Annotated in this window: 26 protein-coding genes; 8 read left to right on the top strand and 18 right to left on the bottom strand. The window is 69.3% G+C overall.

The window, feature by feature from the left end; genetic code table 11:
* Positions 1 to 6: 6 nt before the first annotated feature.
* The 3 genes from Ato02nite_RS19210 to Ato02nite_RS19200 are packed head-to-tail and all read right to left on the bottom strand — an operon-like array spanning position 7 to position 2,949.
* Positions 7 to 816 (bottom strand): carbohydrate ABC transporter permease, encoded by an 810-nt coding sequence (locus Ato02nite_RS19210; RefSeq protein ID WP_246607201.1) that lies wholly within the window; start codon positions 814 to 816, stop codon positions 7 to 9.
* Entirely contained in the window at positions 806 to 1,708 is a 903-nt protein-coding gene (locus Ato02nite_RS19205; protein WP_246607199.1) for a carbohydrate ABC transporter permease, read from the bottom strand. The genes Ato02nite_RS19210 and Ato02nite_RS19205 overlap by 11 nt, the downstream gene beginning before the upstream one ends.
* Positions 1,705 to 2,949 (bottom strand): sugar ABC transporter substrate-binding protein, encoded by a 1,245-nt coding sequence (locus Ato02nite_RS19200; RefSeq protein WP_213007945.1) that lies wholly within the window; start codon positions 2,947 to 2,949, stop codon positions 1,705 to 1,707. Before Ato02nite_RS19200 ends, Ato02nite_RS19205 begins: the two co-directional genes overlap by 4 nt.
* Positions 2,950 to 3,163: 214 nt before the next feature.
* Here Ato02nite_RS19200 and Ato02nite_RS19195 point away from each other — a divergent pair, with 214 nt between their 5' ends.
* Genes Ato02nite_RS19195 through Ato02nite_RS19180 form a run of 4 tightly spaced genes read left to right on the top strand, consistent with a single transcriptional unit; the run spans position 3,164 to position 5,943 of the window.
* On the top strand, positions 3,164 to 3,895 hold the full coding sequence (locus Ato02nite_RS19195; protein ID WP_213007944.1) for an SDR family NAD(P)-dependent oxidoreductase: 732 nt from the start codon (positions 3,164 to 3,166) through the stop codon (positions 3,893 to 3,895).
* Positions 3,882 to 4,658 carry an N-acyl homoserine lactonase family protein gene (locus Ato02nite_RS19190; protein ID WP_213007943.1) on the top strand — a complete coding sequence of 259 codons (777 nt, stop codon included), beginning with the start codon at positions 3,882 to 3,884 and terminating at the stop codon, positions 4,656 to 4,658. Before Ato02nite_RS19195 ends, Ato02nite_RS19190 begins: the two co-directional genes overlap by 14 nt.
* 13 nt (positions 4,659 to 4,671) lie before the next feature.
* The gene (locus Ato02nite_RS19185) at positions 4,672 to 5,421 is read left to right on the top strand and encodes an MBL fold metallo-hydrolase (protein ID WP_213007942.1); all 750 of its coding nucleotides are present in this window, start codon (positions 4,672 to 4,674) and stop codon (positions 5,419 to 5,421) included.
* A gap of 9 nt (positions 5,422 to 5,430) precedes the next feature.
* Complete coding sequence (locus Ato02nite_RS19180) at positions 5,431 to 5,943, top strand: GNAT family N-acetyltransferase (protein WP_213007941.1); 513 nt, start codon at positions 5,431 to 5,433, stop codon at positions 5,941 to 5,943.
* Here the strand turns inward: Ato02nite_RS19180 and Ato02nite_RS19175 are convergent.
* The 9 genes from Ato02nite_RS19175 to Ato02nite_RS19135 all read right to left on the bottom strand — a co-directional run bounded on the left by Ato02nite_RS19175 (position 5,915) and on the right by Ato02nite_RS19135 (position 14,326).
* Positions 5,915 to 6,652, bottom strand: a complete 738-nt coding sequence (locus Ato02nite_RS19175) for a carboxymuconolactone decarboxylase family protein (protein WP_213007940.1) — start codon at positions 6,650 to 6,652, stop codon at positions 5,915 to 5,917. The two genes, Ato02nite_RS19180 and Ato02nite_RS19175, sit on opposite strands and share 29 nt — an antisense overlap.
* Positions 6,649 to 7,503: an NAD(P)-dependent oxidoreductase gene (locus tag Ato02nite_RS19170; protein WP_213007939.1), complete on the bottom strand. Its 855-nt coding sequence runs from the start codon at positions 7,501 to 7,503 to the stop codon at positions 6,649 to 6,651. Before Ato02nite_RS19170 ends, Ato02nite_RS19175 begins: the two co-directional genes overlap by 4 nt.
* Positions 7,500 to 7,856, bottom strand: a complete 357-nt coding sequence (locus Ato02nite_RS19165; protein ID WP_213007938.1) for a cupin domain-containing protein — start codon at positions 7,854 to 7,856, stop codon at positions 7,500 to 7,502. Before Ato02nite_RS19165 ends, Ato02nite_RS19170 begins: the two co-directional genes overlap by 4 nt.
* The gene (locus Ato02nite_RS19160; RefSeq protein WP_213007937.1) at positions 7,853 to 8,740 is read right to left on the bottom strand and encodes an NAD(P)-dependent oxidoreductase; all 888 of its coding nucleotides are present in this window, start codon (positions 8,738 to 8,740) and stop codon (positions 7,853 to 7,855) included. Before Ato02nite_RS19160 ends, Ato02nite_RS19165 begins: the two co-directional genes overlap by 4 nt.
* Complete coding sequence (locus Ato02nite_RS19155; RefSeq protein WP_213007936.1) at positions 8,737 to 9,678, bottom strand: DUF6282 family protein; 942 nt, start codon at positions 9,676 to 9,678, stop codon at positions 8,737 to 8,739. Before Ato02nite_RS19155 ends, Ato02nite_RS19160 begins: the two co-directional genes overlap by 4 nt.
* 20 nt (positions 9,679 to 9,698) lie before the next feature.
* Entirely contained in the window at positions 9,699 to 10,784 is a 1,086-nt protein-coding gene (locus tag Ato02nite_RS19150; protein ID WP_213007935.1) for an ABC transporter ATP-binding protein, read from the bottom strand.
* Positions 10,781 to 12,469 (bottom strand): ABC transporter permease subunit, encoded by a 1,689-nt coding sequence (locus Ato02nite_RS19145; protein ID WP_213007934.1) that lies wholly within the window; start codon positions 12,467 to 12,469, stop codon positions 10,781 to 10,783. Before Ato02nite_RS19145 ends, Ato02nite_RS19150 begins: the two co-directional genes overlap by 4 nt.
* A 2-nt stretch (positions 12,470 to 12,471) precedes the next feature.
* On the bottom strand, positions 12,472 to 13,527 hold the full coding sequence (locus tag Ato02nite_RS19140) for an extracellular solute-binding protein (RefSeq protein WP_213007933.1): 1,056 nt from the start codon (positions 13,525 to 13,527) through the stop codon (positions 12,472 to 12,474).
* 67 nt (positions 13,528 to 13,594) lie between these two features.
* On the bottom strand, positions 13,595 to 14,326 hold the full coding sequence (locus tag Ato02nite_RS19135) for an IclR family transcriptional regulator (protein ID WP_213007932.1): 732 nt from the start codon (positions 14,324 to 14,326) through the stop codon (positions 13,595 to 13,597).
* A gap of 221 nt (positions 14,327 to 14,547) precedes the next feature.
* On the opposite strand from Ato02nite_RS19135, the gene Ato02nite_RS19130 reads away from it, so the two are divergent.
* Entirely contained in the window at positions 14,548 to 15,378 is an 831-nt protein-coding gene (locus Ato02nite_RS19130; protein ID WP_213007931.1) for an SDR family NAD(P)-dependent oxidoreductase, read from the top strand.
* A 544-nt stretch (positions 15,379 to 15,922) separates the two neighbouring features.
* On the opposite strand, the gene Ato02nite_RS19125 is transcribed toward Ato02nite_RS19130, so the two are convergent.
* The 3 genes from Ato02nite_RS19125 to Ato02nite_RS19115 are packed head-to-tail and all read right to left on the bottom strand — an operon-like array spanning position 15,923 to position 18,767.
* Positions 15,923 to 17,662 carry a thiamine pyrophosphate-binding protein gene (locus Ato02nite_RS19125; protein ID WP_213007930.1) on the bottom strand — a complete coding sequence of 580 codons (1,740 nt, stop codon included), beginning with the start codon at positions 17,660 to 17,662 and terminating at the stop codon, positions 15,923 to 15,925.
* Positions 17,659 to 18,057 (bottom strand): carboxymuconolactone decarboxylase family protein, encoded by a 399-nt coding sequence (locus tag Ato02nite_RS19120; RefSeq protein WP_213007929.1) that lies wholly within the window; start codon positions 18,055 to 18,057, stop codon positions 17,659 to 17,661. Before Ato02nite_RS19120 ends, Ato02nite_RS19125 begins: the two co-directional genes overlap by 4 nt.
* A gap of 29 nt (positions 18,058 to 18,086) precedes the next feature.
* A complete protein-coding gene (locus Ato02nite_RS19115) occupies positions 18,087 to 18,767 on the bottom strand; it encodes a GntR family transcriptional regulator (protein WP_213007928.1) in 681 nt (226 codons plus the stop codon).
* A gap of 126 nt (positions 18,768 to 18,893) precedes the next feature.
* Between Ato02nite_RS19115 and Ato02nite_RS19110 the strand changes: the two genes are divergently transcribed.
* From Ato02nite_RS19110 to Ato02nite_RS19100, 3 genes are read left to right on the top strand one after another with little or no spacing between them, the layout of a single operon-like run.
* Complete coding sequence (locus Ato02nite_RS19110; protein WP_213007927.1) at positions 18,894 to 19,649, top strand: HpcH/HpaI aldolase family protein; 756 nt, start codon at positions 18,894 to 18,896, stop codon at positions 19,647 to 19,649.
* A 9-nt stretch (positions 19,650 to 19,658) separates the two neighbouring features.
* Positions 19,659 to 20,558 carry a cupin domain-containing protein gene (locus Ato02nite_RS19105; protein ID WP_213007926.1) on the top strand — a complete coding sequence of 300 codons (900 nt, stop codon included), beginning with the start codon at positions 19,659 to 19,661 and terminating at the stop codon, positions 20,556 to 20,558.
* On the top strand, positions 20,555 to 22,000 hold the full coding sequence (locus Ato02nite_RS19100; RefSeq protein ID WP_213007925.1) for a flavin-containing monooxygenase: 1,446 nt from the start codon (positions 20,555 to 20,557) through the stop codon (positions 21,998 to 22,000). Before Ato02nite_RS19105 ends, Ato02nite_RS19100 begins: the two co-directional genes overlap by 4 nt.
* Before the next feature lie 558 nt (positions 22,001 to 22,558).
* Here the strand turns inward: Ato02nite_RS19100 and Ato02nite_RS19095 are convergent.
* From Ato02nite_RS19095 to Ato02nite_RS19085, 3 genes are read right to left on the bottom strand one after another with little or no spacing between them, the layout of a single operon-like run.
* Positions 22,559 to 23,386: an N-acyl homoserine lactonase family protein gene (locus tag Ato02nite_RS19095; RefSeq protein WP_213007924.1), complete on the bottom strand. Its 828-nt coding sequence runs from the start codon at positions 23,384 to 23,386 to the stop codon at positions 22,559 to 22,561.
* Positions 23,383 to 23,946 (bottom strand): carboxymuconolactone decarboxylase family protein, encoded by a 564-nt coding sequence (locus Ato02nite_RS19090; protein ID WP_213007923.1) that lies wholly within the window; start codon positions 23,944 to 23,946, stop codon positions 23,383 to 23,385. The genes Ato02nite_RS19095 and Ato02nite_RS19090 overlap by 4 nt, the downstream gene beginning before the upstream one ends.
* A complete protein-coding gene (locus tag Ato02nite_RS19085; protein ID WP_213007922.1) occupies positions 23,943 to 24,839 on the bottom strand; it encodes a DUF6282 family protein in 897 nt (298 codons plus the stop codon). Before Ato02nite_RS19085 ends, Ato02nite_RS19090 begins: the two co-directional genes overlap by 4 nt.
* Between the last annotated feature and the right edge of the window lie 20 nt (positions 24,840 to 24,859).

Genomic DNA, 24,859 nt, shown 5'->3' with positions numbered 1-24,859 from the left:
CTGAGCTCATTTCAGGCCGCTGGTCGAGATTCCGGCGACGAAGTAACGCTGCGCCAGGAAGAACACGACCGCGATCGGTAGCAGGGAGATGATGGCGCCCGCGAACAGCACCGCGTGATCGGTGACGTGCTGTCCGGCGAAGAGCGCGAGTCCGGCCGGCAGGGTCTGCATGGTGTTGTCGGTGCTCACCACGAGCGGCCAGATCAGGTCGTTCCAGAGGTTGGTGAAGTTGAGCAGGGCGACCGTGGCGATGGCCGGCTTGGCCAGCGGCAGGATCACCCGCCAGTAGATGCGCAGGTGCCCGGCGCCGTCGATGCGAGCGGCCTCGTCCAGCTCCTTCGGGATGCTCATGAAGAACTGGCGGAACAGGAAGATGCCGAACGCGCTGGTCGCGCGGGGGAGGATCAGGCCCTGGTAGGTGTTGAGCCAGTCGAAGTGGAACAGCTCCATGAACACCGGGATCAGGGTGACCTGGAACGGCACCATCAGGGTGACCAGCACCAGCCAGAACGCCACGGTGCGGCCGCGGAACCGCAGACGGGCCAGGGCGTACGCGCACATCGAGTCGAACAGCACGGTCAGCGCGGTGGTGACCCCGGCGAACAGCACGCTGTTGAACAGCAGGCGCAGGAACGGCAGCTGCTGCCACACACCCCGGTATCCGTGCAGCGTCCACTCGTGCGGGAGCAGGCTCGCGGTGTGCCCGTAGAGGTCGGCCTCGGTGCGGAACGAGCCCGCCACCATCCAGATCAGCGGCACGATCGCCAGCAGCAGGCCGATGCCTACGTAGATCCACTTCAGCGATTTAGTCAGCATCGTTGTACCTGAAGATCCGTAGTTGCAGGGCGGAGACCAGCACGACCACGATGAACAGCACCCAGGAGGTGGCCGCCGCGTAACCGGTCTCGTAGTTGACGAACCCGTCGCGGTAGAGCTTGGTGACCAGCGTTTCGGTGTGGTCAAGCGGTCCGCCGCCGGTCATCACGTAGACGAGGTCGAACAGCTGCAGCGACTGGACGGTGACCATGAAGGTCACGAAGAGCATGGTCGGGCGCAGCGCCGGCAGCGTGATCGACCGCAGCGTCTGCAGCCGTCCCGCTCCGTCGAGCGACGCGGCCTCGTAGTACTCGCCCGGGATCGCCTTGAGCCCGGCCACCAGCACGATCATCACGAAGCCGGCGTTCTTCCAGACGTTCACGAAGATCACCGTGGGCAGCGCCAGGGCGGTGGACTGCAGCCAGTTGACCGGGTCCAGCCCGAGCGCCCTGGTCACGCCGCCGACCAGCCCGATGTCCGGGTCGAGCAGGAAGCGCCAGACCATGCCGACGGTGGTCAGCGAGATGACCGTCGGGAAGAAGAACGCCGACCGGATCACCCGGCTCACCACGTTCTCCGACTGCAGGGCCAGGGCCAGACCAAGACCGATCACCACGAGTACGGCGGTGGAGGCGACCGTGATGATCAGGGTGTTGGCCAGCGCCCGCCGGAACTGCGCGTCGCCGAACAGCTTCGTGTAGTTGTCCAGGCCGGTCCACGGTTGCTCGGCCGCGCCGACGGTCCAGTTGTGCAGGCTGTACCAGAGCGACCGGCCGATCGGGAAGAGCACGAACACGCCGAGGATCAGCAGGCTGGGCGCCATGAACAGATAGCCGGCGGCCCGGCCCCGGCCGCCGAGGACGGCCGGGGCTTTGCGGAGGAGCGTGGTCACTGCGTGCAGCCGGTCAGCTCGTTGATCTTCTTGGCGGCAGTGGCGGCGGCGCCCGCAACGTCTCCGTCCCGCGTCGCCGTCTGGATCAGCGGTACGTACGCGTCGGTGTCCACCTTGGTGGCGTTCGGCACCTGCGGCAGGTAGAGCCGCGCGTTGGACACCTGGCTCGCGAAGATCGACACGGTCGGGTCGGCCTTGAGGTCGGCGTCGTCACCCAGGTCGGTGCGCAGCGGCGGGAAGCCGGTGGTCTTGGAGAACTTCAGCTGCGCGGTCTTGCTGGTCCAGTAGGCGAGGAACTCCTGCGCCTGCTGCGGGTGCTTGGTCTTGGCCGAGATCGCGAGCGGCGCGGTCGAACCGAGGGTCACCGGCTTGCCGTCGGCGCCGGCCGGCACGGCCGCCAGGCCGAAGTCGACGCCCGCCTTCTGGTAGCTGGGCGCGGCCCACGGGCCGTTGATCTCCATGGCCGCCTTGCCGGCCGAGAAGAGCGAGTCGGCCTCGGCCCCGCTGAGCCCGACCGGGGAGATCTTCTTGTTCTTCACCAGGTCGACCCACGGCTGCAGGCTCGCGATGCCGGCCGGGGTGGAGACCACGCTGCAGTTGTTGGCGTCGACGATGTCGCCGCCGCTGAGCCACTGCAGGATCGGCCACATCTGGATGGTGTTGTTGTCGGCCAGCACCAGGCCGTAGTTGCCGCCGGTGGTCAGCTTGGCCGCTTGATCCTGGAGCTCGGCCACCGTGGTCGGGGGCTTGCTGACCAGCTTCTTGTTGTAGTAGAGGCTCAGCGTCGCGTAGTTGGCCGGCACCGCGTACAGCTTGCCGTTGTAGGTGAATTCCTTGACCAGCTCGGCCGCCAGCTGGTCGGTGTTGACCTTGTCGTCGCCGGTGCCGGTGTTGGTGATCTCCAGGACCGAGTTGGTCTTGACGTACTGCGCGATCGCGTTCGGGTCGGACGAGGGAGCGGCGATGTCCGGCCCCTGCCCGGTGACCCAGGCCGAGGGCAGTTTCTGCTGGATGGTGTCCCAGGACATCTTGGTCATCGTCACCTTGATGTCCGGGTGCGCCGCGTTGAAGTCGCTGACGATCTCGTCGTAACCCGGGGCGTCACCGCCGGTGAAGCCGGTCCAGACGGTCAGGCTGACCGGTCCCGAACCCGAGCTGTCGTCGCTGTTGCCGCAGCCGCTCACCAGCAGCCCGGTCAGGGCGACGCTGGCCAGGGCGGCGAGGGCTCGCTTGTTTCTCATGGCTCTCCTTCGACTCCAAGCCGACCGGCTGAGTGTCAGCCCAGCACGTCGGTGATCTTCATGTCGGCGTTCCAAGTCAATGAACATCTGCAGGTGGAGCCTGCTTCATCGATTAAGCAGGAACATACGCGCCCGTTCCCGGCTGATCAAGGGTCTGTTACGGCCATGTGACAAGCCCTCGATTATTGTGTACGACTGTCATACAATCCAGCGCATGGATCTGGTAGCGGTGGTCACGGGTGCGGCGCGGGGAATCGGCCGTGAGGTGGTGCTCCGGCTCGGCGACGAGGGTTACCGCGTCGTGGCAGCCGACGTCTCGCCGGACGTGAAGGAGCTGGGCGCGGCGGGGCGGGTGGTGCCGGTCGTCGCCGATGTCACGGACGAGGGTGCGCCGGCGGCCGTGGTCGGGCGGGCCGTCGAGGAGTTCGGGCGGCTCGATCTGCTGGTCAACAACGCCGGGCGGTTTCTGCGGCGGCCCATTCTCGAGACCGGGGACGACGACTTCGATCGGCTGTTCGGGATCAACGTGCGGTCGGCGTTCCGGTTCACCCGGGCGGCGCTGCCACACCTGATCGACGGTCGGGGCTGCATCGTCAACACGGCGTCGATCTCCGGGCTCGTCGGGGTGTCCAACCAGAGCGTCTACGCGATGACCAAGGGCGCGATCGTCCAGCTCACCCGGCAGTTGGCGATCGAGTGCGCGCCGCTCGGCGTACGCGTCAACGCCGTCGCCCCGGGCGCGGTCGACACCGGTTTCATGGACGAGGCCCGCGCCGCCGACCCGGACCCGGCCGCCAGCCTCGCGGTCACCCTGAGCAACCACCCGATCGGCCGGATGTCGACCCCGGCCGAGGTGGCCCGGGCGATCGTCTTCCTCGCGGCGCCGGAGTCGGCCGGCATCACCGGTACGATCTTGAGCGTGGACGGTGGTTATGTCGCCCGCTGAATACCAGGTGACGATCGTCAAGTACGGCACCCGCGAGACCGTGCGCAGCGACGTCTACCTGAACTACCACCTGTACGACGAGCCCGACGGCCCGATCGGCATGGACTACTTCTTCTGGGTCGTCCGCAACACCGACCGCACCATCGTGGTCGACACCGGCTTCTCGGCGGCCGGCGGCGCCCGCCGCAAACGCACCACGCTGATCGAGCCGGCCGCCGCGTTCGAGGCGCTCGGCGTGCGGCACCCGACGATCGTCGTCACCCACGCCCACTACGACCACATCGGCAACCTCGACCTCTTCCCGGACTCGCCGCTGGTCATCGCGAACGCCGAGGTCGACTTCTGGACCGGCCCGTTCGCGAACCGGGTGCTGCTGCACCACTCGGTCGAGGACGACGAGATCAACCACCTGCGGCAACGCCCGCTGCGCACGTTCGACGGCGAGCTGGATCTGGCCCCGGGCGTGCGGGTGATCCAGGTCGGCGGGCACACCCCCGGCCAGAGCGTGGTGCTGGTCGACACCGCCGCCGGCCCGGTGCTGCTGGCCTCGGACGCGGTGCACTACTACGAGGAGCTCGAGCGGAACATGCCGTTCACCCAGGTCTCCGGCCTGGTCGACATGTACGCGGCCTTCGAACGCATCCGCGCCATGCTCGCCACCGGCGAGGCGCGCCACCTGGTCGCCGGCCACGACCCGGACACGCTGGCCCGCTTCACCCCGGTCACCGGCCCACTGGCCGGCCTGGCCGCCACCATCGGCTGACACACTGGCTGACATGGTCGACTGGTTCACCCGCGCCGAGGTGGGCGGCGGCGTCGTCCGGATCGGGGAGCCGCACGTCAACGCACTGCTGTCGGCGAACTTCTGGTGGTTGCGCGGCACCGATCGTGACCTGGTGATCGACGCCGGGCTCGGCGTGGTCTCCCTGCGGTCGGCGATCCCGGGCATGTTCGAGCGCGAGCCGATGGTGCTGCTCACCCACGCGCACCTGGACCATGCCGGTGGCGCGCCCGAGTTCGATGAGCGGGCCGCCCACCCCGCCGAGGCGGAGATCCTGGCGGCCGGCATACCGGCGAGCCTGTACGGCGCGGAGCTCTACGCCGAACTGGGCCTCGACGCGGCCGGGGAAGCCGTCCCGGAACTCATGATCGACGTGCTGCCCGATCCCGGTTACGACCCGGCGACCTACCGGGTCGAACCCATGACCCTGCACCGCACGCTGAACGACGGCGACCGCGTCGACCTGGGCGGGCGCACACTGACCGTGCTGCACCTGCCCGGCCACACCCCGGGAAGCATCGCCCTGCTGGAGGAGCACACCGGAACCCTGTATTCCGGCGACGTCGTCTACGACGACACCCTGATCGACGACCTGCCGAACTCCGACGTGGCCGCCTACCGCCGAAGCATGGAGTTTCTCGCCGGCCTCGACGTCTCCGTCGTCCATCCCGGCCACGGGCACAGCTTCGACCGGGCCCGCCTCCGTCAGCTGGCCGAGACCTACCTGCACCCGCCACCTGAGTAGGGTCGGGTGATGCCCGAGCTGGAGCGGTTGCACGCCGGTCACGCCCCGGCGGTCCTGGCCTTCGAGCTGGCCAACCGCGGCTACTTCGCCGCCTCGATCGCCGACCGCGGCGACGACTACTTCGACCGGTTCGCCGACCGGCACCGCGCCCTGCTGGCCGAGCAGGAGACCGGCGTCTGCGCCTTCTACGTGCTGGTCGCCGAGGACGGCGCGGTACTCGGCCGGTTCAACCTGTTCGACATCGAGGACCACACCGCGGTGCTCGGCTACCGGGTCGCGCAGCAGGCCGCCGGCCGTGGCGTGGCGACCGCGGCCGTCCGGGAGCTGTGCCGCCTGGCCGCGGCCGAGCTCGGGCTCCGCACGCTGCGGGCGGCCGCCGCCGACGACAACGTCGCGTCCCGGAAGGTGCTGACCAAGGCCGGATTCGTCCCGGTCGGACCGGCCCACCCGGGCGGCAAGCCGGGCACCTGGTATGAGCGCGACGTCGCGCTCGCTACCGCTCCATCTCCTCCAGGAGAATAGGCGCGGCCGCGGTCACGGCGTGGATGCCGAGGACCGACGCGATCTCCATGACCTCGAGGATTTCGCGCGCGGTCGCCCCGTACCCGATGGCGTTCTCGATGTGCAGTTTCAGGCCTTTGACGTAGAGGTGCGTGGCGGCGGTGTCGAAGGCGATGTAGACGAATTCCTTGACCTTCGGTTCCAGGACGCCGGTGCGCCACGGGACGGACGAGAATTCGGTGTACGCGGTGAACAGTTCCGGATCCAGTTCGAGGATCTCGTCCCAGAACGAGTGCCAGTAACCGCGCGTACTCGTGAAGTCGTCCTTGATCTTCTCCTGCCCGGGGGTGAGCGGGGCCGGGCCGGTGCGCAGGCCTTTCTCCTCGAGGACCTCGACCAGGATCGGCACGCCGATGTTCATCGCGTGGATGCCCAGCGTGGCGGCCAGTTCGAGCACCTCCATGATTTCCTGCGGGGTGACGCCCAGCTGCAGGGCGGCGCGAATGTGCTGGCGCACCCCGGGCAGGTACATGTGGGTGGCATTGGCGTCGATCGCTATGTAGATGAGTTCCTTGACCTTCGGGTCGAGCACCCCGTGGCGCCACGGCACGGCCGAGAAGTTGAGGTAGGCGAGGAGAAAATCGGGATCGAGCCGGAGTACGGCCTCCCACGTCTCGCTCCAGGTCCCCCGTACCCGGATGAATTCGTCCTTGATCTCTTCCGGGGTCATCCGGGGTCCTTTCGCAGCCAGGTGACGATCTCGGTGTGGTCGGCGTCGGCCGCCAGGGTGGAGGCCGCGCGCGACCACATCTCGACCGCGGCCCGGCCGAGCGGATCGGGCGTGCCGACCTCGGCGGCCAGGCCGACGGCGATGCGCATGTCCTTGAGCATCAGCCGCAGCCCGAAACCGGAGTCGAACGTGCCGGGCAGGACGAAGTTGGGCCACTTGTTCTCGGTGGAACCGCTGCGGCCGCTGGAGCGGTTGAAGATCTCCAGCATGATCGCCGGGTCGATGCCGAAGCGTTCGCCGGCCAGCATCGCCTCCGACGTGACCAGCAGGTGGGTGGCGGACATCAGGTTGTTCAGCGCCTTGACGGCGTGGCCGCTGCCGACCGCGCCGGCCCGGGTGGTCGTGCCGAGGACCGACAGGATCGGCTCGACGCGGGCGAGATCGGCGGGTTCGCCGCCGGTCATGATGGTCAGCTTCCCGGTGCGGGCGCGGGCGACGCCGCCGGAGACCGGGGCGTCGACCAGCGTGACGCCGGTCAGGGAGGCGGCGAGCGCCCGGGTGCGCAGCGGCTCCGACGAGCTCATGTCGACGATGATCGCGCCGGGCTCGGCGCGGTCGGTGAAGTCGCGGACCGTCGCCTCGACGATGTCGGAGTTCGGCAGCATCAGCACGATCACGCCGGCGCCCCGGATCGCGGTGGCCAGGTCGTCGGCGGCGATGCCGCCGGCGTCGGCGAGCGCGCGGCGGGCCGGTTCGGCCAGATCGAATCCCTGTACGCGGTGACCGGCCCGGACCAGCCGCGCCGACATGGGAGCGCCCATGTTGCCGATCCCGATGAACGCGACCGTCATCCGACGACCTCCTCGGCCCACCTGGTCGTGCCCAGCGAGATCGCGGTGTGCGACATGAACGAGTCGGCGGTGGCGCCGTGCCAGTGTTTCTCGCCGGGCGGCACCCACACGGTGTCTCCGGCGGTGATCTCGCGCGGCTGCTGACCGGCGGTGCAGATCAGCCCGCGCCCGGAGAGCACCTGCAGGATCTGCCCGTAGTCGTGGGTGTGCCAGAACGTGCGCGCGCCCGGCGCGAAGAACACCGTGGTGATCGTGGTCCCGTCGGTGGCCGGCAGCACCGGGTCGAACCACGCCTCCCCGGTGATCGTCGACGGTCGCTGGTCGGACGGGCCCTGCCCGCGCACGATCTTCATGGCTTCTCCTGGAGGCGTACGCCGCCGGACAGGTCCCCGATGGCGTCGACGACGGTGTTGCTGATCTCGTCGGCGTAGCCCAGCGCCCGGGCCGCCCCGAAAGCGGCCACCGGACCGGCCGCGTTGAGGCTGGCCACGCCCAGCTTGGCGGCCAGCGCGACGTAGAGGTTGACGTCCTTGAGCATCAGGCTGTTGGTGAGCCCGCCCTTGAGGTAGTCGCCGTGCACGATCTTCGGAAACCGGTTGAGGGTCGCGAAGTTGACGCCCGAGCTCGCGTTGAGCACGGCGAGCAGCACGTCGAGGTCGAGCCCGGCCTTCTTGCCGGCGACCATCACCTCGGCGGTGGCCGACAGCGCGGTCGCGTTGAGGAAGTTGTTGAGCAGCTTCACCGTGTGCCCGGCGCCGCTCGGTCCGCAGTGGAACACCTGCGCGGCGAACAGGTCGAGCACCGGCCGCGCGCGGTCGAGCACGTCCGCCTCGCCGCCGACCATCAGGGTGAGCGCGCCCTTCTCGGCCGCCGCCGCACCGCCGGAGATCCCGGCGTCCAGATAGGACGCACCTTTTTCGGTCAGCAGGCGGTGGATCCGGGTGGTCGAGTCGGGCGCGGCCGTGGACAGGTCGACGACGATCAGGCCCGGCCGGGCATGCGCGAGCACCCCGTCGTCGCCGAGCACGACCGCCTCGACGACGTGGCTGTCCGGCAGCGACAGCAACACGATGTCACTGCCGTCGACCATCTCGCCGATGTTTGCCGCGGCCTTCGCGCCGGCGTTGCTGATGTTCGACGGAAGGACGTCGTACCCGAGCACTGAACGGCCGGCCCGCACGATGCAGGCGGACATCCGGCCGCCCATGTTGCCGAGCCCCGCGAAACCGATCCTCATTTGAGCAGCAGCCCCTCGGCGTTGACCCCGAACAGCTGCCGGATGTCCGCCGCGGGCAAGCCGGCGTCGAGCAGCCCGCGGGCCGCCCGGCGGTAGAGCGTCACCGGCAGCGGGTTCGTCTTCTGCCCGGAGTCGGACGAGATGATGGTCTTCCCGACGCCGACCTCCTTGATGAAGGTCAGCAGCTCACCGAGGTCGCGGCGGCGTTCCGGGCGGCCGAAGTACATGATCGCGCAGTGCTCGATGAACACGCCCTGGCGAGCCCACGCGACGGCCTGGTCGACCGAGGCGCCGACCACGAAGACCGGATGGTTGACCACGATCCGGGTGACGCCGGCCGCCAGCGCCGCGTCGATCAGCGCGGACGACTCGGTGATGCCGAGGTGGCCGCAGGTCAGCACCGCGTCCTCGGCCGCGATCACCGACAGGATGTCGCGGACCACGGGCAGCACGGCGCCGTTCTCGTCGAGGATCGTGATGATCTCGTTGGGCCGCAGGTCGACCTCGGGGGTCGGGAAGCCGGTGTCGTGGTTCTCGTGGTGGCTGACGTGCGCGGCCGAGGACAGCGTCGGGAACCAGACCATCCGGCCACCCATCCGAAGAGCCAGTTCCACGGCGTACGGGTTGAGCCCGCCGACCGTGCGGTTGAGGGCGATCCCGCCGTACACCTCGGTGGAAAGCTCGTTGAGGCCCGCGGCCTGGAGCGCCATGATGTCGGTGACCATGCTGTGGTGGTGCGATTTCGCCACGATGGCCCGGAAGCCGAAGTCGGACGCGTCGCGGGCCGCGTCGAGGATGCTCATCCGTCGCGGGAACGGGCTGGGGCCCGGGTGCTGGTGCAGGTCCACGGCCCCGACGAGCAGCGCGTCCGCCTCCGGGTCGGGAACGAGACGGTCCTCGTCGGCGGACGGGTTGAACGGGTAGTCGACTGTGCTCACGCTGATCTCCTCAGGGGGTTTTACTCGGCGACCAGGACCTGGTCCTCGGGCCGCCAGTGGGCGATGACCCGGGCGCCGGGGGCGAGGGCCGCCGGTGCGCCGACGGGCAGCACGGCGCAGCCGCCCACGCCGCCGCCGTCGCTCGCGCCCTCGAAAGCGAGTTCGACCCGGTGGTAGGTGCCGTAGAAGGACACGTCGGTGACCTCGGCCGGAGCGGTGTTCGATCCGCTCGGTACATCCCGCTCGTCCAGCGCGACCGCGATTTTCTCGGGCCGCACGATCAGGGTTTCGCCGTCGCCGTCGCCGACCGTCCATTTGCGGTCGTGCCAGGCGTAGACGTCGGGGCCGAGGCGCCTGCCGGCGAAGACGTTGGACTCGCCGAGGAACCGGGCCACGAACTCGGTGGTGGGCCGGTGGTAGAGCGCCGTCGGTGTGTCGATCGCGACGATCTTGCCGCGGTTGAAGATGGCGACCCGGTCGGAGAGCGTCATCGCCTCGTCCTGGTCGTGCGTGACGAACACGAAGGTCAGGCCCAGCTCCTGGTGCAGCCGCTTGATCTCGCGCTGCAGCGACTGCCGCAGCTTGCGGTCGAGCGCGCTGAGCGGCTCGTCGAGCAGCAGCACGCTGGGGGAGAAGACCACCGCGCGGGCCAGCGCCACCCGCTGCTGCTGGCCGCCGGAGAGCTCGTGCGGCCGGCGGTTGCCCATGCCGCCCAGGTCGACCAGTTCCAGGGCGTCGCCGACCAGCTTGGCCGAATCGGCGGCCGGCACCTTCCGCTCGCGCAGCGGGAACGCGATGTTCTGCGCGACCGTGAGGTGCGGGAACAGCGCGTAGTTCTGGAACACCATGCCGAAGTTGCGCCGGTGCGGCGGCATCCGGGTGATGTCGGCGCCGTTCAGCTCGATGCGGCCCGCGGTCGGCTCGGTGAACCCGACGATCATGTTGAGCGTCGTGGTCTTGCCGGAGCCGCTCGGGCCGAGCAGCGTGATGAACTCGCCCGGCTCGATGGTGAGGTCGATGTCGTCCACGGCGGGCGGTTCGGACGTCCCGTACCGCTTGACGAGACCGGTCAGGTCGAGCCGGCCGCCGGTTTTCGCGGAACTCATCGCTTGCCTCTCCTTCCGCGCCGGGCGCCGGCGATCTGTGCGAACAGGATGGGAACGCTGACCAGCACGACCATCAGGCTCGACGCGGCCGAGATGGTCGGGTCGATCTGCACGGTGACGCTGTTGTACATCTGCACCGGCAGCGTGACTGCGCCCGGCGCCTGCATGAACAGGGCGATGACGACCTCGTCCAGGGACGTCACGAAGGCCAGCACGGCGCCGGACAGGATGCCCGGCAGGACCAGCGGCAGCGTCACCCGGCGGAACGCGTTGGCCGGGCTCGCACCGAGGACGCCGGCCACGCCGGCCAGGCGGCTGTCCATGCCCTGCAGCCGCGCGGTCACCGCGATCACGACGAACGGTACGGCGAGAGCGGTGTGCGCCAGGATGATGCCGATCAGCGTGCCGTTGAGGCCGAGCCGCAGCGACACCGAGAAGATCGCCAGCGCCACCAGGATGTGCGGCACGATCATCGGCGACAGCAGGAAGCCGTTGACCGCTCCGCGCCACCGCGACCGCAGCCGGGCCAGGCCGAACGCGGCGGTCGTGCCGAGCAGGGTGGCGAAGACGGCGGTGAAGAAGCCGACCTGCAGCGAGTTGAGGATCGACGCGACCCAGTCCGGCGACGTGAACAGCTCCTGGTACCAGCGCAGCGACCAGCCCTGCGGCGGGAACCGGAACGTCTGGGTCGACGAGAAGCTCATCGGGATGACCACGAGCGTCGGCACGACCAGCACGAATCCGACGACCGCGGTGTAGACGCGCAGCCACGGGCGTACCTCGCCGGCTTGCTCCGACCGCGCGGGCGCCACCAGGCTGGTCGCCGCACCCGCCATGCGCCGGCTCAGGCCCAGCACGATGAGCGTGACAACCAACAGGAAGATGCCCATCGCGCCGGCTCCGCCGAAATCCAGCAATTCTTTCGTACGCACGTTGATGACCTGGGCGATCATCGCGTTGCGGGTGGAGCCGAGCAGCGCCGGCGTCACGTAGAAGCCGAGCGCGAGCACGAACGCCAGGGACATGCCGGCCAGCACGCCCGGGGCGGACAGCGGCAGGTAGACCCGCCGGAACGCCCGGGCCCGCGGTGCGCCGAGGCTCTGCCCGGCCGCGATGAGCCGCCCGTCGATCTGCTCCATCGCGGTGTACATGGGCAGCACCATGAACGGCAGCAGCACCTGGGTCATCGAGATGCCGACGGCGAGTGTCGTGCCGAGCAGCGTGACGTTGCCGAAACCGATCGCCTTCAGGAAGCCCTGCACCACGCCGCCGTCCTGCATGAGGACCAGCCAGGCGAAGTTACGGGCCAGCATGCTCGTCCAGAACGGGACGAGCACCACGGTCACCAGCACGGCGCGCATCATCGGGCCCACCAGGGTCATCGCGTACGCGTACGGGTAGGCCAGCGCGCCGCCCACCACCGCCACCACGAGTGCGACGAGCAGCGTGCGGCCCAGCACCCGCAGCGTGTAGCCGTCGGTGAACAGCGACGCGTAGTTGCCCAGGCCGGTGGTCGGCTCGGTGAAGCTGTCCACCACCACGCTGATCAGCGGGACGACGAACAGGATCACCAGGGCGATCAGCGCCGGCAGCAGGAGCAGGTGTTTCCGGGCCCTTCTCGCCTTGCTCGCCGGCGCGGGGCGCCCCGTGGTGCGGGGCGCCTCGACCATGGTCGGCGTGGCCATGATCAGCCGACCTTCCAGCTCGTCCAGCGCTTGGTCAGCGCGTCGGTGTTGTCGATCCACCACTGTTTGTCCTGCTCGAGGGTGGTGCCGCGATCGGGCAGGAAGGCGTTGAACTTCTTCTGGACGTCGCTGTAGCCGACCGAGTTGAGGTCGACGTCGGGCTTGGCCGGCGCGGTGCCGGTGAGCTTGGCGTAGGCGACCGACTGGGCCGGCTCGGTGACGAAGGCGAGCATCTGCTGGGCGAGCGCCTTGTGCGGTGCGCCCTTCGGGATGACCAGCGCACCGATGTCGGTGGTGTTGAAGTCCCAGACGGGTACGAGGTTCGCGCCGCTCTGCGCCGACACGATGGTCCGCGCGGTGACCGTGATGACCATGGCGGCCTGCTTGTCGACCAGCATCTGCTGGATCGCGCCGTAACTGGGTGCGAAGACCAGCGAGCTCTTGATCGTGTCGATCTTCTTGAACGCCCGGTCCAGGTCGAGCGGGTAGACCTGGTCGGCCGGCACGCCGTCGGCCACCAGCGCCGCCTCGAACAGACCGGCCTTCGGGTAGTCGTAGACGACCCGCTTGCCCGGGAACTTCTTGGTGTCGAAGAAGTCCTTGATCGAGGTGGGCTTCGCGTTCGGGTAGAGGTCGGCGTTGTAGCTGAAGACGTTCGCGTACCGGTAGGTCGGCACGAAGCAGTCACCGGTCGTGCCGGGCGGGAACTTGCTGCGGTCCAGCGCCGGGTCGTCGAGTTTCTCGAAGAGCGTGCCGCAGTACGCGCCGGCGTAGATCCAGCTCATGTTGGCCAGGTCCCAGATCGTCTTGCCGGCCGCGACCATGGTCTTGACCTGGGACTGCTCGGCCGGGCTGATGTTGGTGAAGGTGGTGCCGGTCTTCGTGGTGAACGGCACCTGGAGGGCGGTCTTCTCGTCCTCCTGGAACTGCCCGCCGGTGCTGGCCCAGGTCAGCTGGTTCGGCGACGCGCTGTCGCCGGAGTCGCCGCCGCCCACGCCGCAGGCCGCCAGGAGAAGGGTGCTGGCCGTTATCAAGGTCAAGAAGCGGTGTGTCTTCATAGTCATCGCCTTTTCCGGCTCACGGTGATCCTGGGCCGGGACTCCCGGCCCTTTCAGGCTTGGTGTGTCAGTCCGTCGGGCTGACCATGCGGCGGCTGATCCTCTCGGCGCCCTCGAGAAGGGCGTGCGCCACCGGGCTGTCGATTTCCTCGGGTACGAATTGGGCGATGCCGACCACGGCCAGCGTCGCGATGAGCCGGCCGGCCGGGTCCAGGACCGGGGTCGCCACGGCGCTGACGCCGTTGGCCCGGCTGACCCGGACCACGATCCCGGTCCGGCGGGCCTCTTCGAGCTCCGCCTCGGTCGCGTTCACCGGCGGCGCCCCCTCGCGGAACCGGTAGTACGACCTGTCGCGGTAGGCCCAGAAGACAACCGTCTGCGCGGCGTCCGGGCCGAGGAAACTGCCGACCGCGATCGAGACGTGCGCGGTGCGGCTGGTGTCCTCGCGAACCTGCGCCACCACGGGGCTGTGGCCGTTCCACACGCTGAGCACCACCGTGTGGCGCATGCTCACGCTGATCTCCTCCATGACCGGGCCGGCCAGGTCGATCACCCCGAGCCGGGACAGGGCCATGGTGCCGAGCTCGGCGAGCAGGACGCCGAACTCGTAACGGTTACGGTCGCGGCGCTGGAGGAGACCGTGGTTCTCCATCGACGCCAGGTAGCGGTGGGCGGTGGACTTGCCGACGCCCAGTTCTTCGGCCGCCGACACCAGGTCGATGGTGTCGTGCGCGGCGAGCAGCCGCAGCAGCTGGACGACCCGCGCCACCACCTGGAGGTCCCCGCTGGCGATCTCCATCGGTGCCTCCCTGAGGTTTTCCGGGGCCGTCCCGCAATGCGGGGTGGTCATCCGGCTATCCGGTACCGAGGAATGTAGGTGATCCATCCCGACGCCTGTCAAGAGGTGAACGAGATTTCGATCCGACTTCCCCGAAGTTAAATGTCCAGGGTGGTCAGGGCTTCCCTGGTAGTGGCATGATTGTATGATTGCCCGACAATCTTGCGAGGTCGGGAGAAACGATGCGAGGACTTGCCGGAAAGGTCGCGGTCGTCACCGGTGCGGCCGGAGGGATCGGCGCGGCCACCGCGCGACGGCTCGCCGACGAGGGCGTGCACGTCGTCGCCGTCGACCTGGACGCCGACCGGGTCGAGCAGCTGGCGAAGTCGCTGGCCACCGAGGGGGCGTGGGTCCGGGCGGACGTGTCGACCGAGGAGGGCGTTGCCTCCTACGCTAAAGCGGCGACCGACCGCTTCGGGCGCATCGACCTGCATCACCTCAACGCCGGCATCCCCGGTTCCTTCGCCACACTGCCGTCGCTGACCGTCGACGAGTTCGACCGGGTGATGGCCGTCAACGTCCGCGGCGTCTTCCTGGGCGTGCGCGAGGCGTTCCGGCGCTACGCGACCCTGGGCGGCGCCGGCAGCATAGTGCTGACCGGCTCGATCGGCAGCCTGCGCGGCAGCGCCGACCTGCTCGCCTACCAGACGTCCAAACACGCGGTGCTGGGCATCCTGCGCGGCGCCGCGATGTACGGCGGCCCCCTGGGCGTACGGGTCAACGCGGTGGCCCCCGGCATCGTCCCCACCGACCTGTTCGCCGCCACCCCCGACGTAGCCGGCGGCAAGGACGACATGTCCCGCCGCGCGTCGAGCACCCCGCTGCGCCGAGCCGGCACCGGCGACGAGGTGGCCGGCGTGGTCGCGTTCCTGCTGAGCGACGACGCGTCCTACATGACCGGCGAGGTGGTCTCGGTGGACGGCGGCGCCAGCATCGTGAGCGTGGTCCGCCCATCCGGCGGCGCCGGAGCCTGGGACTTCACCACCTACGACCAGACGCTCTACAACTCCTGACCCCGCGCCGGTCCCAGCCCTCGGCGCTCGGTTCCCATCCCGGCAGCGAGCCCAAAACGTGAGATCCCCCGCCCCGCGAGCGTTGCAGCCAGCCCGATAAAGCACCTATTTACGCGTATGCCGGGCGCTGAGTCCGCAAGGTTGCGGAGTTCCGGTTCGCTCCGAACGCGAACTCCGCAAGATCGCCCCAAGCGACGCCCCGCACGCAACCGACGACGCACGCGCCCTTTGGCCGGGCCGACGTGGGGGCGTGCCGCGTGCGCGGCCTGAGCGCGTTCCCGGTTGGCGGCGACGGTGTGTGGGCTTACGCGGTCTGAGCGCGTTCCCGGTTGCGGGGTGACTCTGCGCGGGGGTGTGAGCGAGGAGATCACCAGCCCGCTCTAAGCCCAGCCCTCACCCAGCCCGAAGCCACCCGGCAGCTGATCTCCGAGCGCGTGGCCGGGCCCCGGGGCGGAGCCCCGAAGCTCTGACCGCAACCACAGGGCTGTGCCGGAAACCGCGGTGCCCGCAACCGGAAAGCGCCGCGCCAAAAGCAGAATGAGAGCTACGAGACGACCGGTTGAGGCGCGGTCACCCCGATGTCGGTGTGCACGTCGATGACCACCGGCCGACCGGCCTCCAGCGCCCGCTCCAGCGTCTCCGCAAGATCACCCGGCCGGTCGACCCGAATGCCCAGAGCCCCCATCTCCTCGGCGATCCGGGCGAAGTCCACCTCCCGATAAGTCCACAGCTCCCGTGACTTGGCAGAAGGCTCCCCGCCGTACGCCCGATCGAAGCCTCTTTTGCTCTGGTTTCCGCCGCTGTTGTTGTTCACGACGGTGATCAGGTTGATGCCGCGCCGGGCGGCCGTCTCGATCTCGCCGAGGTGGTAGTAGAGGCCGGCGTCGCCGGTGAAGGCGACCACCGGGCGGTCCGGCGCACCGCACTTGGCGCCGATGCCGGCCGAGAACGCCCAGCCCAGGTGGCCGGCGCTGCGCAGGTAATCCTGCCCCGGCGAGGTGGTGTCGTGGAACTGGGCCATCCACATGCCGGCGTGCCCGGTGTCGGTCACCAGAACCGCGTCCGCGGGCAGGGCGGTGGTCAGCTCGGCGGCGATGCGCTCGGGCCGGATCGGCATGGCGTCACTGGTGAGCACGTCGCGATAGCGCTCCCGCCAGTCGGCTTTGCGGCGTTGCACCTCGGCCAGCCAAGAGGCCTGTTGCTGTTGTCCTGACAAAGCCAACCCGTCTTGTTCGGACAAACCCTGTCCTGACAAAGCTTGTTCGGACAAAGCTTGTTCGGACAGGGCCAGCATGCGGGTCAGCGCCTGGCGGGCGTCGGCGGCGATGAAGGCGCGCAGCGGATAGTTGCGGCCCAGGTGGGACGGCTCGATGTCGATCTGGACGGCCGGTGTGCCGATCGGCGGCACGGCCCAGAAGTGGGTGGTCATGCCGCCGGTGCGGGTGCCGATGAAGCAGACCAGGTCGGCCCGGTTGACGATCTGGTTGGCGCACTCCCGCGAGTACGTGCCGACCACGCCGGCCGACAGCGGATGCGTGCCGGGGAAGGTGTCCTTGCCGTTCGCCGACGTCGCCACCGGAATGCCCAGCCTCTCGGCCAGCGCGACCAGGGCGGCCCCGGCGCCCGACGCCCGCACCCCGCCGCCGGCCACGATCACCGGCCGTTGTGCCGAGGCCAGCAGGCGCAGCACCTCGGTCACGTCGTCGTCGGCGGGCTCGGGGCGAATCGGCGGCACCTGACCGAACGCCGGCTCGACCAGCGGCGCGACGTCCGTCGTCGCGACGTCGAGCTGCCCCTCGTTGCCCTGGATCTGCAGGTGGACCGGGCCGGGCGCGCCGGTGGTGGCGACCCGGAACGCCTGCCGGAGCATGTCCGGGAAACGGTCGGCGTCGTCGATGGTGGCATTGAACTTGGTGACCGGGTCGAACGCGGGCAGGTCGTCGATCTCCTGGTAGACGTTCCGGAACTTGGTGGCGGGGGAGCGGCCACCGGTCAGCGCGATCACCGGGGAGCCGGCCAGGAACGGTTCGCGCAGCCCGGCGGCGAGGTTGAGCGCGCCGACGATCTGGGCCATCGCGACGCCGGGCCGGCCGGAGACGCGGGCGTACCCGTCGGCCATGTAGACCGCCGATTTCTCGCCGTGGGTGACCACCCGCGAGACGCCGGGGTGGTGCCGTTCGAGTTCGGCGAGGGTGCGGCGCAGCACGGCCGGGACGAGGAAGACGTGGCTGACGCCGTAGCCGGCGAGCATGTCGGCGACGACGCGGGCACCGGTGCGGGTCATGCGACCGGTGCTTCCGCCAGGACCTCCTGGATGACTTTCTCGGCGAGCCGGAACGACTCGAGGGCGGCCGGTGCGCCGCAGTACACCGCGGTCTGCAGCAGCACTTCCTGGATCTCGGCGACGGTGACGCCGTTGCGCAGCGCGCCGCGGACGTGCACCGAAAACTCGTGCGGGCGGTTCAGGGCGGTCAGCATGGCCAGGTTGAGCAGGCTGCGGGTGCGCCGGTCGATGCCGTCGCGCGACCAGACGTCACCCCAGCAGCTCGCCGTCACGTATTCCTGCAGGACCCGGGTGAAGTCGGTGGCCTGGGCCAGGGACCGGTTGACGTGCGCGTCGCCGAGCACTTCCCGCCGGATCCGGTTGCCGCGTTCGAGGCGGCTGTCGTCGTCGCTCATGGGTCGCAGCGTACGACGATCATACAATCTTAGGGAATGGTCTCCTGCTGAGAGAGTGCGATCAGGCCCGAGCGCCCGGCCTCCTCGACGTGGCGGGCGCAGGCCGCAGCGGCCGCGTCGGGATCGTTCGCCTCGACCGCGTCGACGATCGCGTGCAGCTCCTCGAGGCTGTGCGCGAGGCGGCCCTCGACCGAGAGCGACAGCGAGCGCAGCACGCTGACCCGGGCGTGCAGGCCGGCCACCACCGAGCGCAGCGCGTCGTTGCCGCCGCCGGTGAAGATGACGTCGTAGAACGCGTCCTTCGCGGCGAGGATCGGCTGACCCTTCGCGGCCAGGCGGTCGATCTTCTCCAGCGCGCGGACCAGGGCCTTGCGCTGGGCGGGGGTTGCGTTTTCGCAGAACAGCCGGCCGGCCAGCGCCTCGAGGGCGGACCGCACCTGGTAGAGCTGGCGCGCCTCCTCGGCGCTGACCATGGTGACCACGGTGCCCTTGTTGGGGATCGCGGTGACCAGGCCCTCGGCGGCCAGCTCGCGCAGCGCCTCGCGGACGCTGGTGCGGGAGACGCCGGTGAGCTCGACCAGTTCCCGTTCGATCAGGCGCTGACCCGGCGCGAGACGCCGGTCGATGATCGCCTGACGGAGGTTGTCGAGGACCTGTGAGCGGATGAGCGCCGGAGCGCGTTCCACGCGTAGCGCATTGGTCTGTGTCACTACCCGCCCCCTCCCGTCTGTTCGTGCCTGCCATCGTACCGAGCCGGTAATGGGGCGACGCGGTTGTCGAGGATCGTATGACGATGCTACATTCTCGAAACCCAAAACCCCTTGTGAGGAGCCATCATGGCGCGCTTGGGTTTCGCTCGTAAACTGGCTTCGGCCGACCGATGCCTGTTCGGTACGTGGGTCAAGATCCCGGCCTTGGAGCCGATCGAGATCCTGGCGGACGCCGGTTTCGACTACATCGTCATCGACCAGGAGCACGCGCCCCTGACGTTCGAGTTCGCCTACCAGGCGACGGTCGTCGCGCAGGGTGCCGGCCTGTCGGTGCTGGTCCGGGTGCCCGATCGCAGCGGCAGCCATCTCCAGCGGCTGCTCGACGCCGGCGTCGACGGCATCCTGGTGCCCCGGGTGACCTCGGTCGACGAGGCGAGTGCCGCGGTCCGGCAGATGGTCTTCTCGCCCGGCGGCGACCGCGGCATCGGCATCACGTCCCGCGCGGGCCGGTGGGGCGGCCTGGACCGCGCCGAATACCTGCGCTTCGGCGACGAGGAGGTGCTGCGGGCCGTGCAGCTGGAGGAGCGGGCCGCGATCGAGGCGGTCGACGACATCCTCGACGTACCCGGCCTGAATGGTGTTTTTCTTGGCATGGGTGATCTCCAGCTGTCGTCGCGGCTGCCGTCCGCCGACCCCCAACTCCAGAAGCTCGTCGACAAGCTGCTGTCCGCCGCCGAGGCCCGCGGCATCCCGGCCGGCACCGCCGTGCAGACCGCGGCCCAGGCCCGCGAGGCCGCCGACCGCGGCTACCGGTTCGTGATGGTCAGCAACGACACCAGCCTGCTCAGGTCCGCCGCGTCGGATCTCCGCTCACAGATCTAAGGAGCCCTCATGGCGTACGACCCCACGGATTTGCGCTCCACGCTGCCCACCGGCAAGCCGGCCGTGCCCGAGCGGTTCTCCGGCTCCGAGCACGTCAAGTTCGGCGACCTGCCGCCGGTCGAGAAGACCGGCGAGATCTCCACCTGGTACGCCCGCGGCCAGAACTTCGTCGTCAGCTACTCCGACCTCGACGGCACCGCTCTTTTCCCCCGGCAAGATCAACCCGATGAGTACGTCGTCCTGCTCGCCGACGACGGGTTGTCCGCCACCGCCGAGGCGGGCGGCGAGCGAGTCACGGTCAGCGGCAAGACGATGCTCGTGATGCCGCCCGGCGACAGCACGGTCACGATCACCGGCCGGGGCCGCGTGCTGCGCCTGCTCACCACGAAGTCGGCCGACGTCGCCGCGCTCGCCGCGAACGCCGCCTCCTACGACGAGCCGCACGAGAACATCCCGCCGTTCCAGCCCTGGCCCGACCCGCCGGGCGGGTTCCGGATCCGGGCGTACGACCTGACCGTCCCGTCGCTGGCCAACCCGGCGTTCCGGCTCTACCGGTGCACGACGTTCATGGTGAACTTCATCGACCCCAAGCAGGGCCCACGTGACCCGGCCAAGCTGTCCCCGCACACCCACGACGACTTCGAACAGTGCTCGATCGTGCTGGCCGGCGAATACATCCACCACCTCCGCTGGCCGTGGACGACCAACAAGGCGAACTGGCGCGCCGACGAGCACGAGCGGGTCGTCGCCCCGGCCGTCACGGTGATCCCGCCGCCGTCGCAGCACACCAGCGAGGCCGTCGCCCCCGGCACGAACCACCTGATCGACGTGTTCTCGCCGCCCCGCTTCGACTTCTCCGCGATGGACGGCTGGGTCTTCAACGCCGACGACTACCCCGCACCCCGATGACCAGGGTCGCCATCATCGGCGCCGGGATGGGCGGCATCGCGGCGGCCGTGAAGCTCGGCCGGGTCAAGGGCGTCGAATACACGATCTTCGAACAGTCGGCCGGCGTCGGCGGAACCTGGTTCGACAACCGGTACCCGGGCTGCGAGGTCGACGTGCACTCGCACGCGTACTCCTTCTCGTTCCTGAAATACGACTGGCCGCGCACCCATGCGACCCAGCCGGAACTTCTCGCGTACGCCGAGCACGTGGTCGACCGCTTCGGCCTGCGACCGCACCTGCGGCTGAACACCCGGGTCACCGACCTGGTGTGGGAGGAGTCGACCAGCAAATACACGCTGCAGACCGAACACGGCGACACCGAGTCGTACGACGTCGTCATCTCCGCGCTCGGCCTGCTTAGCGTGCCGCGCTACCCGGAATGGCCGGGCCTCGACGAGTTCACCGGCCCGAGCTTCCACACCTCCCGCTGGGAGGAGCACGACCTGACCGGCAAGTCGGTCGCCGTGGTCGGCACCGGCTCCACCGCCGTCCAGATCGTCCCGGCGATCGCGCCCACCGCCGGCCAAGTCTACGTCTACCAGCGCGAACCCGGCTGGGTCGAACCGAAGAACGAACACGACTTCACCCCGCGCCAACGCTGGATCTTCAAGAACGTGCCGCTCGCCCAGCGCGCCAACCGCGCCTGGATCTTCCACAAAGGCAACCGCCGCTTCCGCGGCTACGACACCGGATCCGGCCGCCAGCAACGGATGCGCGCGCTCTGCGAGCGCTTCATCGCCACCACGATCAAGGACGAGACGACGCGTACGGCGGTGACGCCCTCGTATCCGTGGGGTTGCAAGCGGCCGATCCTGTCGTCGACCTTCTACCCGACTTTGAACCGTTCGAATGTCGAGCTGGTGCCGCACGCTGTGCGCCGGGTTACGCCGTTGGGGGTGGTCGACGCGACCGGGGTGGAACGCCGGGTCGACGTTCTGGTGCTCAGCACCGGTTTCCAGCCTACGAAGTTCCTTGCCGGGGTGGACGTGAAGGGGCGGGACGGCCGCAGCATCCATGATGTGTGGCGAGAGCGGGCCAGCGCGTTCATGGGGATAACGGTGCCGGGGTTTCCCAACTTCTTCATCCTGTACGGGCCTAACACCAATGGGGGCGTCTCGGTCATCGCTCAGTTGGAGCGGCAGGCGGAGGTGGTTGTGGGGGCCGTGCGGCGGCTGGCTCGCGGTCGTGCCCGGGTTGTTGATACTTCGCCGGAGGCGGCTCGGCGCTTTGTTGCTTGGGTTGATCGGAAGCTTGCGTCCGGTGCGTCCGCTATGGAGTCGGGGTGTCACAACTATTATCACGACTCGTCGGGGCATAACGTCACGCAATGGCCGGGTGGGCATCTGGCCTATGCGGTGGGTACTCGGGTTGTGGCTCGGTTTGGGCTTCGGGCTGGGCGGTAGGTCCGGTTTCGTTCGTGGCCGGCGGTGCTGGAGCTTGGGACCGCGTCGGCTGGATCTGGGGCGCTGGGGCAAGACCGTGGGGCTCTGCCCCACACCCCGGCCGGGCGCTCGGAGATCGCGCCTGCCGGTTGGCGTCGGGCACTGGTGGGTGGCTGGGCTTACTGCGGGGCTTGGGGGATCTCCTCGCGGCGGCACTTGAGGCGATCACACCGGTGGTTGGCGGGGCGTGCCGCCGCGAGGAGATCCCCCGAGCCAAAGACCATGAGCGGGCGTCCGCTCGGCGTCCTGCCTCCGCTCGGCGTTCGCCGCGCTCGGCGTTCTGCCTCCGCTCGGCGTCCGCCCGGCGCCCTCCTGGCGCCTGGCGATTTCTGCGGATCTTGTGGACTTCGCGTTCGGAGCGAGCAGCAAGTCCACATCCTTGGCGGCTCCGTCCGGCGCAGATGCGAAATATCCGGCTTATTCGTCGCGCAGCGCCCGAGTAGTGAGACGGCTGTCCTATCTGCTGGGCGGCGGTCGGCTACCTGGAGAAGTGGCGGCCTTTCGGCGCTTGGCTGCGCATCACGATGAGTGGGTGGACACCTCGGCCACGTGCAGGCCGTCGCTCCATGTTGTGGAGGGGAAGGTTTCCCAGAGGGCGGCCTCGTGGAAGGGCAGGATTCGGCGAGTCTCGCCGCCTACGCTCCCCAGCATGTCGTCGGCCAGGTCTAGCCAGGTGGCGGCGCTTCCCGTGGTCATCGCGATCGGGGCCAGCACGCCGTTGCCGCCCAGGCCGGTCAGGTTTTCGTAGGTGTAGACGTTGTCGCCGGCGAAGATCCATGGGCCGTCGGCCTCGTTCGTCACCGTTACCAGCTGTGAGCCGGCGGTGTGGGTGTCGTGGGCTGGGCGCAGCTCTATGCCGGGGGCCACCTCGGCTCTGCCGTCGACCAGCGTTGCCCTGCGGCCGGCCAGGTGTTGTGGCAGGTCGGCCTGGCAGGAGCGGGTCAGGAACTCGAAGCGGGTTGGGCGGGCGGCCGCGGCTAGGTAGTTGTCGATCTCGCGGCGCTGGATCCAGACGTGTGCATCCGGGAAGGCGTCTACGCAGCCTGCGTGGTCGAAGTGGTTGTGGGTCAGCAGGATCGTGTCGACCTGGTCGGGGGTCACATCCACCCGGGCGAGCGCCTCCACGGGCGTACACCAGCGGGTTTCTCCGTATTTTGCGGTGAGCCGGCGGTGGACCGCCTCGTCGGCGAAGCCGGTGTCGACCAGGATGTGGCGGCCGGGTGCGCTCAGCAGGCCGAAGCAGTACGGCATGCGCCGGTGGCCCTCGTTGGGCTGGGCGGCGAACAGGTTGCTGGCCGGGAAACGGTCGACGTAGCCGTATTCGAGGATTTTGATCGACCAGTTCATGATGGTGGCCGCACGTCGAAGACGGCCAGTTGCAGGGCCACCATGTTGTAGTAGCCGACCACCGTGACCAGCTCGAACAGGCCCGCCTCGCCCAGAGTGGCGGCCGCGGCGGCGTAGGACTCGTCGTCCAGCGTGCCGTGTTCGAGGAGGTGGCGGGTGGTGTGGAAGCAGCAGGATTCGATCTCGGACGTTGTAGTGGGCTCCTTGCCGTCGGCCAGGTTGGCCAGGTCGGCTTCGGTCAGGCCGGCCGCTGCGCCCGCTCGCTCGTGGGCGTAGAGCTCGAACTCGCTGTTGTGGTGGTGGCCGACCAGCAGGATGGCTATCTCCTGGGCCCGCCACGGCAGGCTGGAGCCGAAGCGGACCGCGCCGCCGATCTTCTGCAGTGCGTGCCCGAAGGTGGGGCTCAGGATCCAGACCGCCGGTGGCCCCTGCAGCTTTCCGTCGAGAGTGACCAGCTTGAACGGGTTGTCCGGCGCGGCTCGCGGGCCGGTGGCGTACCAGTCGTAGAGGGAGCGCTGCTCGTCGGTCATGTCCGCGAGCTTGACGTCGGCGACTCTCATGCTGGTTCTCCCAGGAACGTGCGCGGGTTGGTGGAGACCATGGTGGCGATCTGCTCGGCGGTCCAGCCGAGGTAGGCGAGCTGTTCGAGGAACATGCGCAGGCACTCCGGCTCGGGCGGCACCCAGCGGGAGAACACGTCCGTGGTGAGGACCGCCCGCTCCGGGCCGACCGTGGTCAGGGCCTCGTGCACCTGGCGGATGGTCAAATTTCCGTCCGGGTGGAGCAGGGGCGCGTTGCAGAACTCCAGCCAGGCGCCGGTGGCGGCCAGGTCGCGCAGGTCGGCCGTGTAGTGCAGGGGATGGGTGATCAGCAGTCGCTGGCCGATGTCGGCGCAGTAGGCGGCTACGGCGTGGCTCTCGGCGAGTGAGACGTGGCCGGAGGCCAGGGACAGGCCGAGCGCTCGGCACGCGTCGATGACCGCCCGGGCCCGCCCGGACAGTGAGCCGTCGGTCTCCAGCAGGGTGATGGCGGTGCGGCTGTTGTACTCGGCGAACGACGGCGACGCCCGCCGCAGCAGCTGGGAGATGTAACCGTCGCGGTCGACGTCGGCGGCCGAGCCCCAGGTGGGCAGGAACACCACGCGGGCGCCGTGGGCGGCGGCCAGCTCGACGACGCTGGGCTCCAGGCCGCCGACCGGTGGGTTGAGCGTGATGCTTCCGTGAACGGCGAAGCCGGTCGCGTCGCGCAGGGCCCGGGCGCGGTCCATGGTGGCCCACAGGTGGGATTTCAAAACCCACCCCGCCATCCCGTACGCCTGGGCCAGCCGCACCACGTCGCGGTCGTCCCCGCGGTTGGCGAGCTGGGCCGACACGTCCGGCCGGCCGTGCACGTGCAGGTCGATCGCGCCGCGCAGAAGCCGGTCGAAGCCGTCCGGCAGGGCGTCCTGGATCATCGCCAGATTGTATGACGGTA

Origin of the sequence: Paractinoplanes toevensis, assembly GCF_018332695.1 — a bacterium.
In the GTDB taxonomy this organism is placed as follows: domain Bacteria; phylum Actinomycetota; class Actinomycetes; order Mycobacteriales; family Micromonosporaceae; genus Actinoplanes; species Actinoplanes toevensis.
The sequence above is the reverse complement of the archived record's forward strand: the minus strand, read 5'-3'. Positions and strand labels throughout refer to the sequence as shown.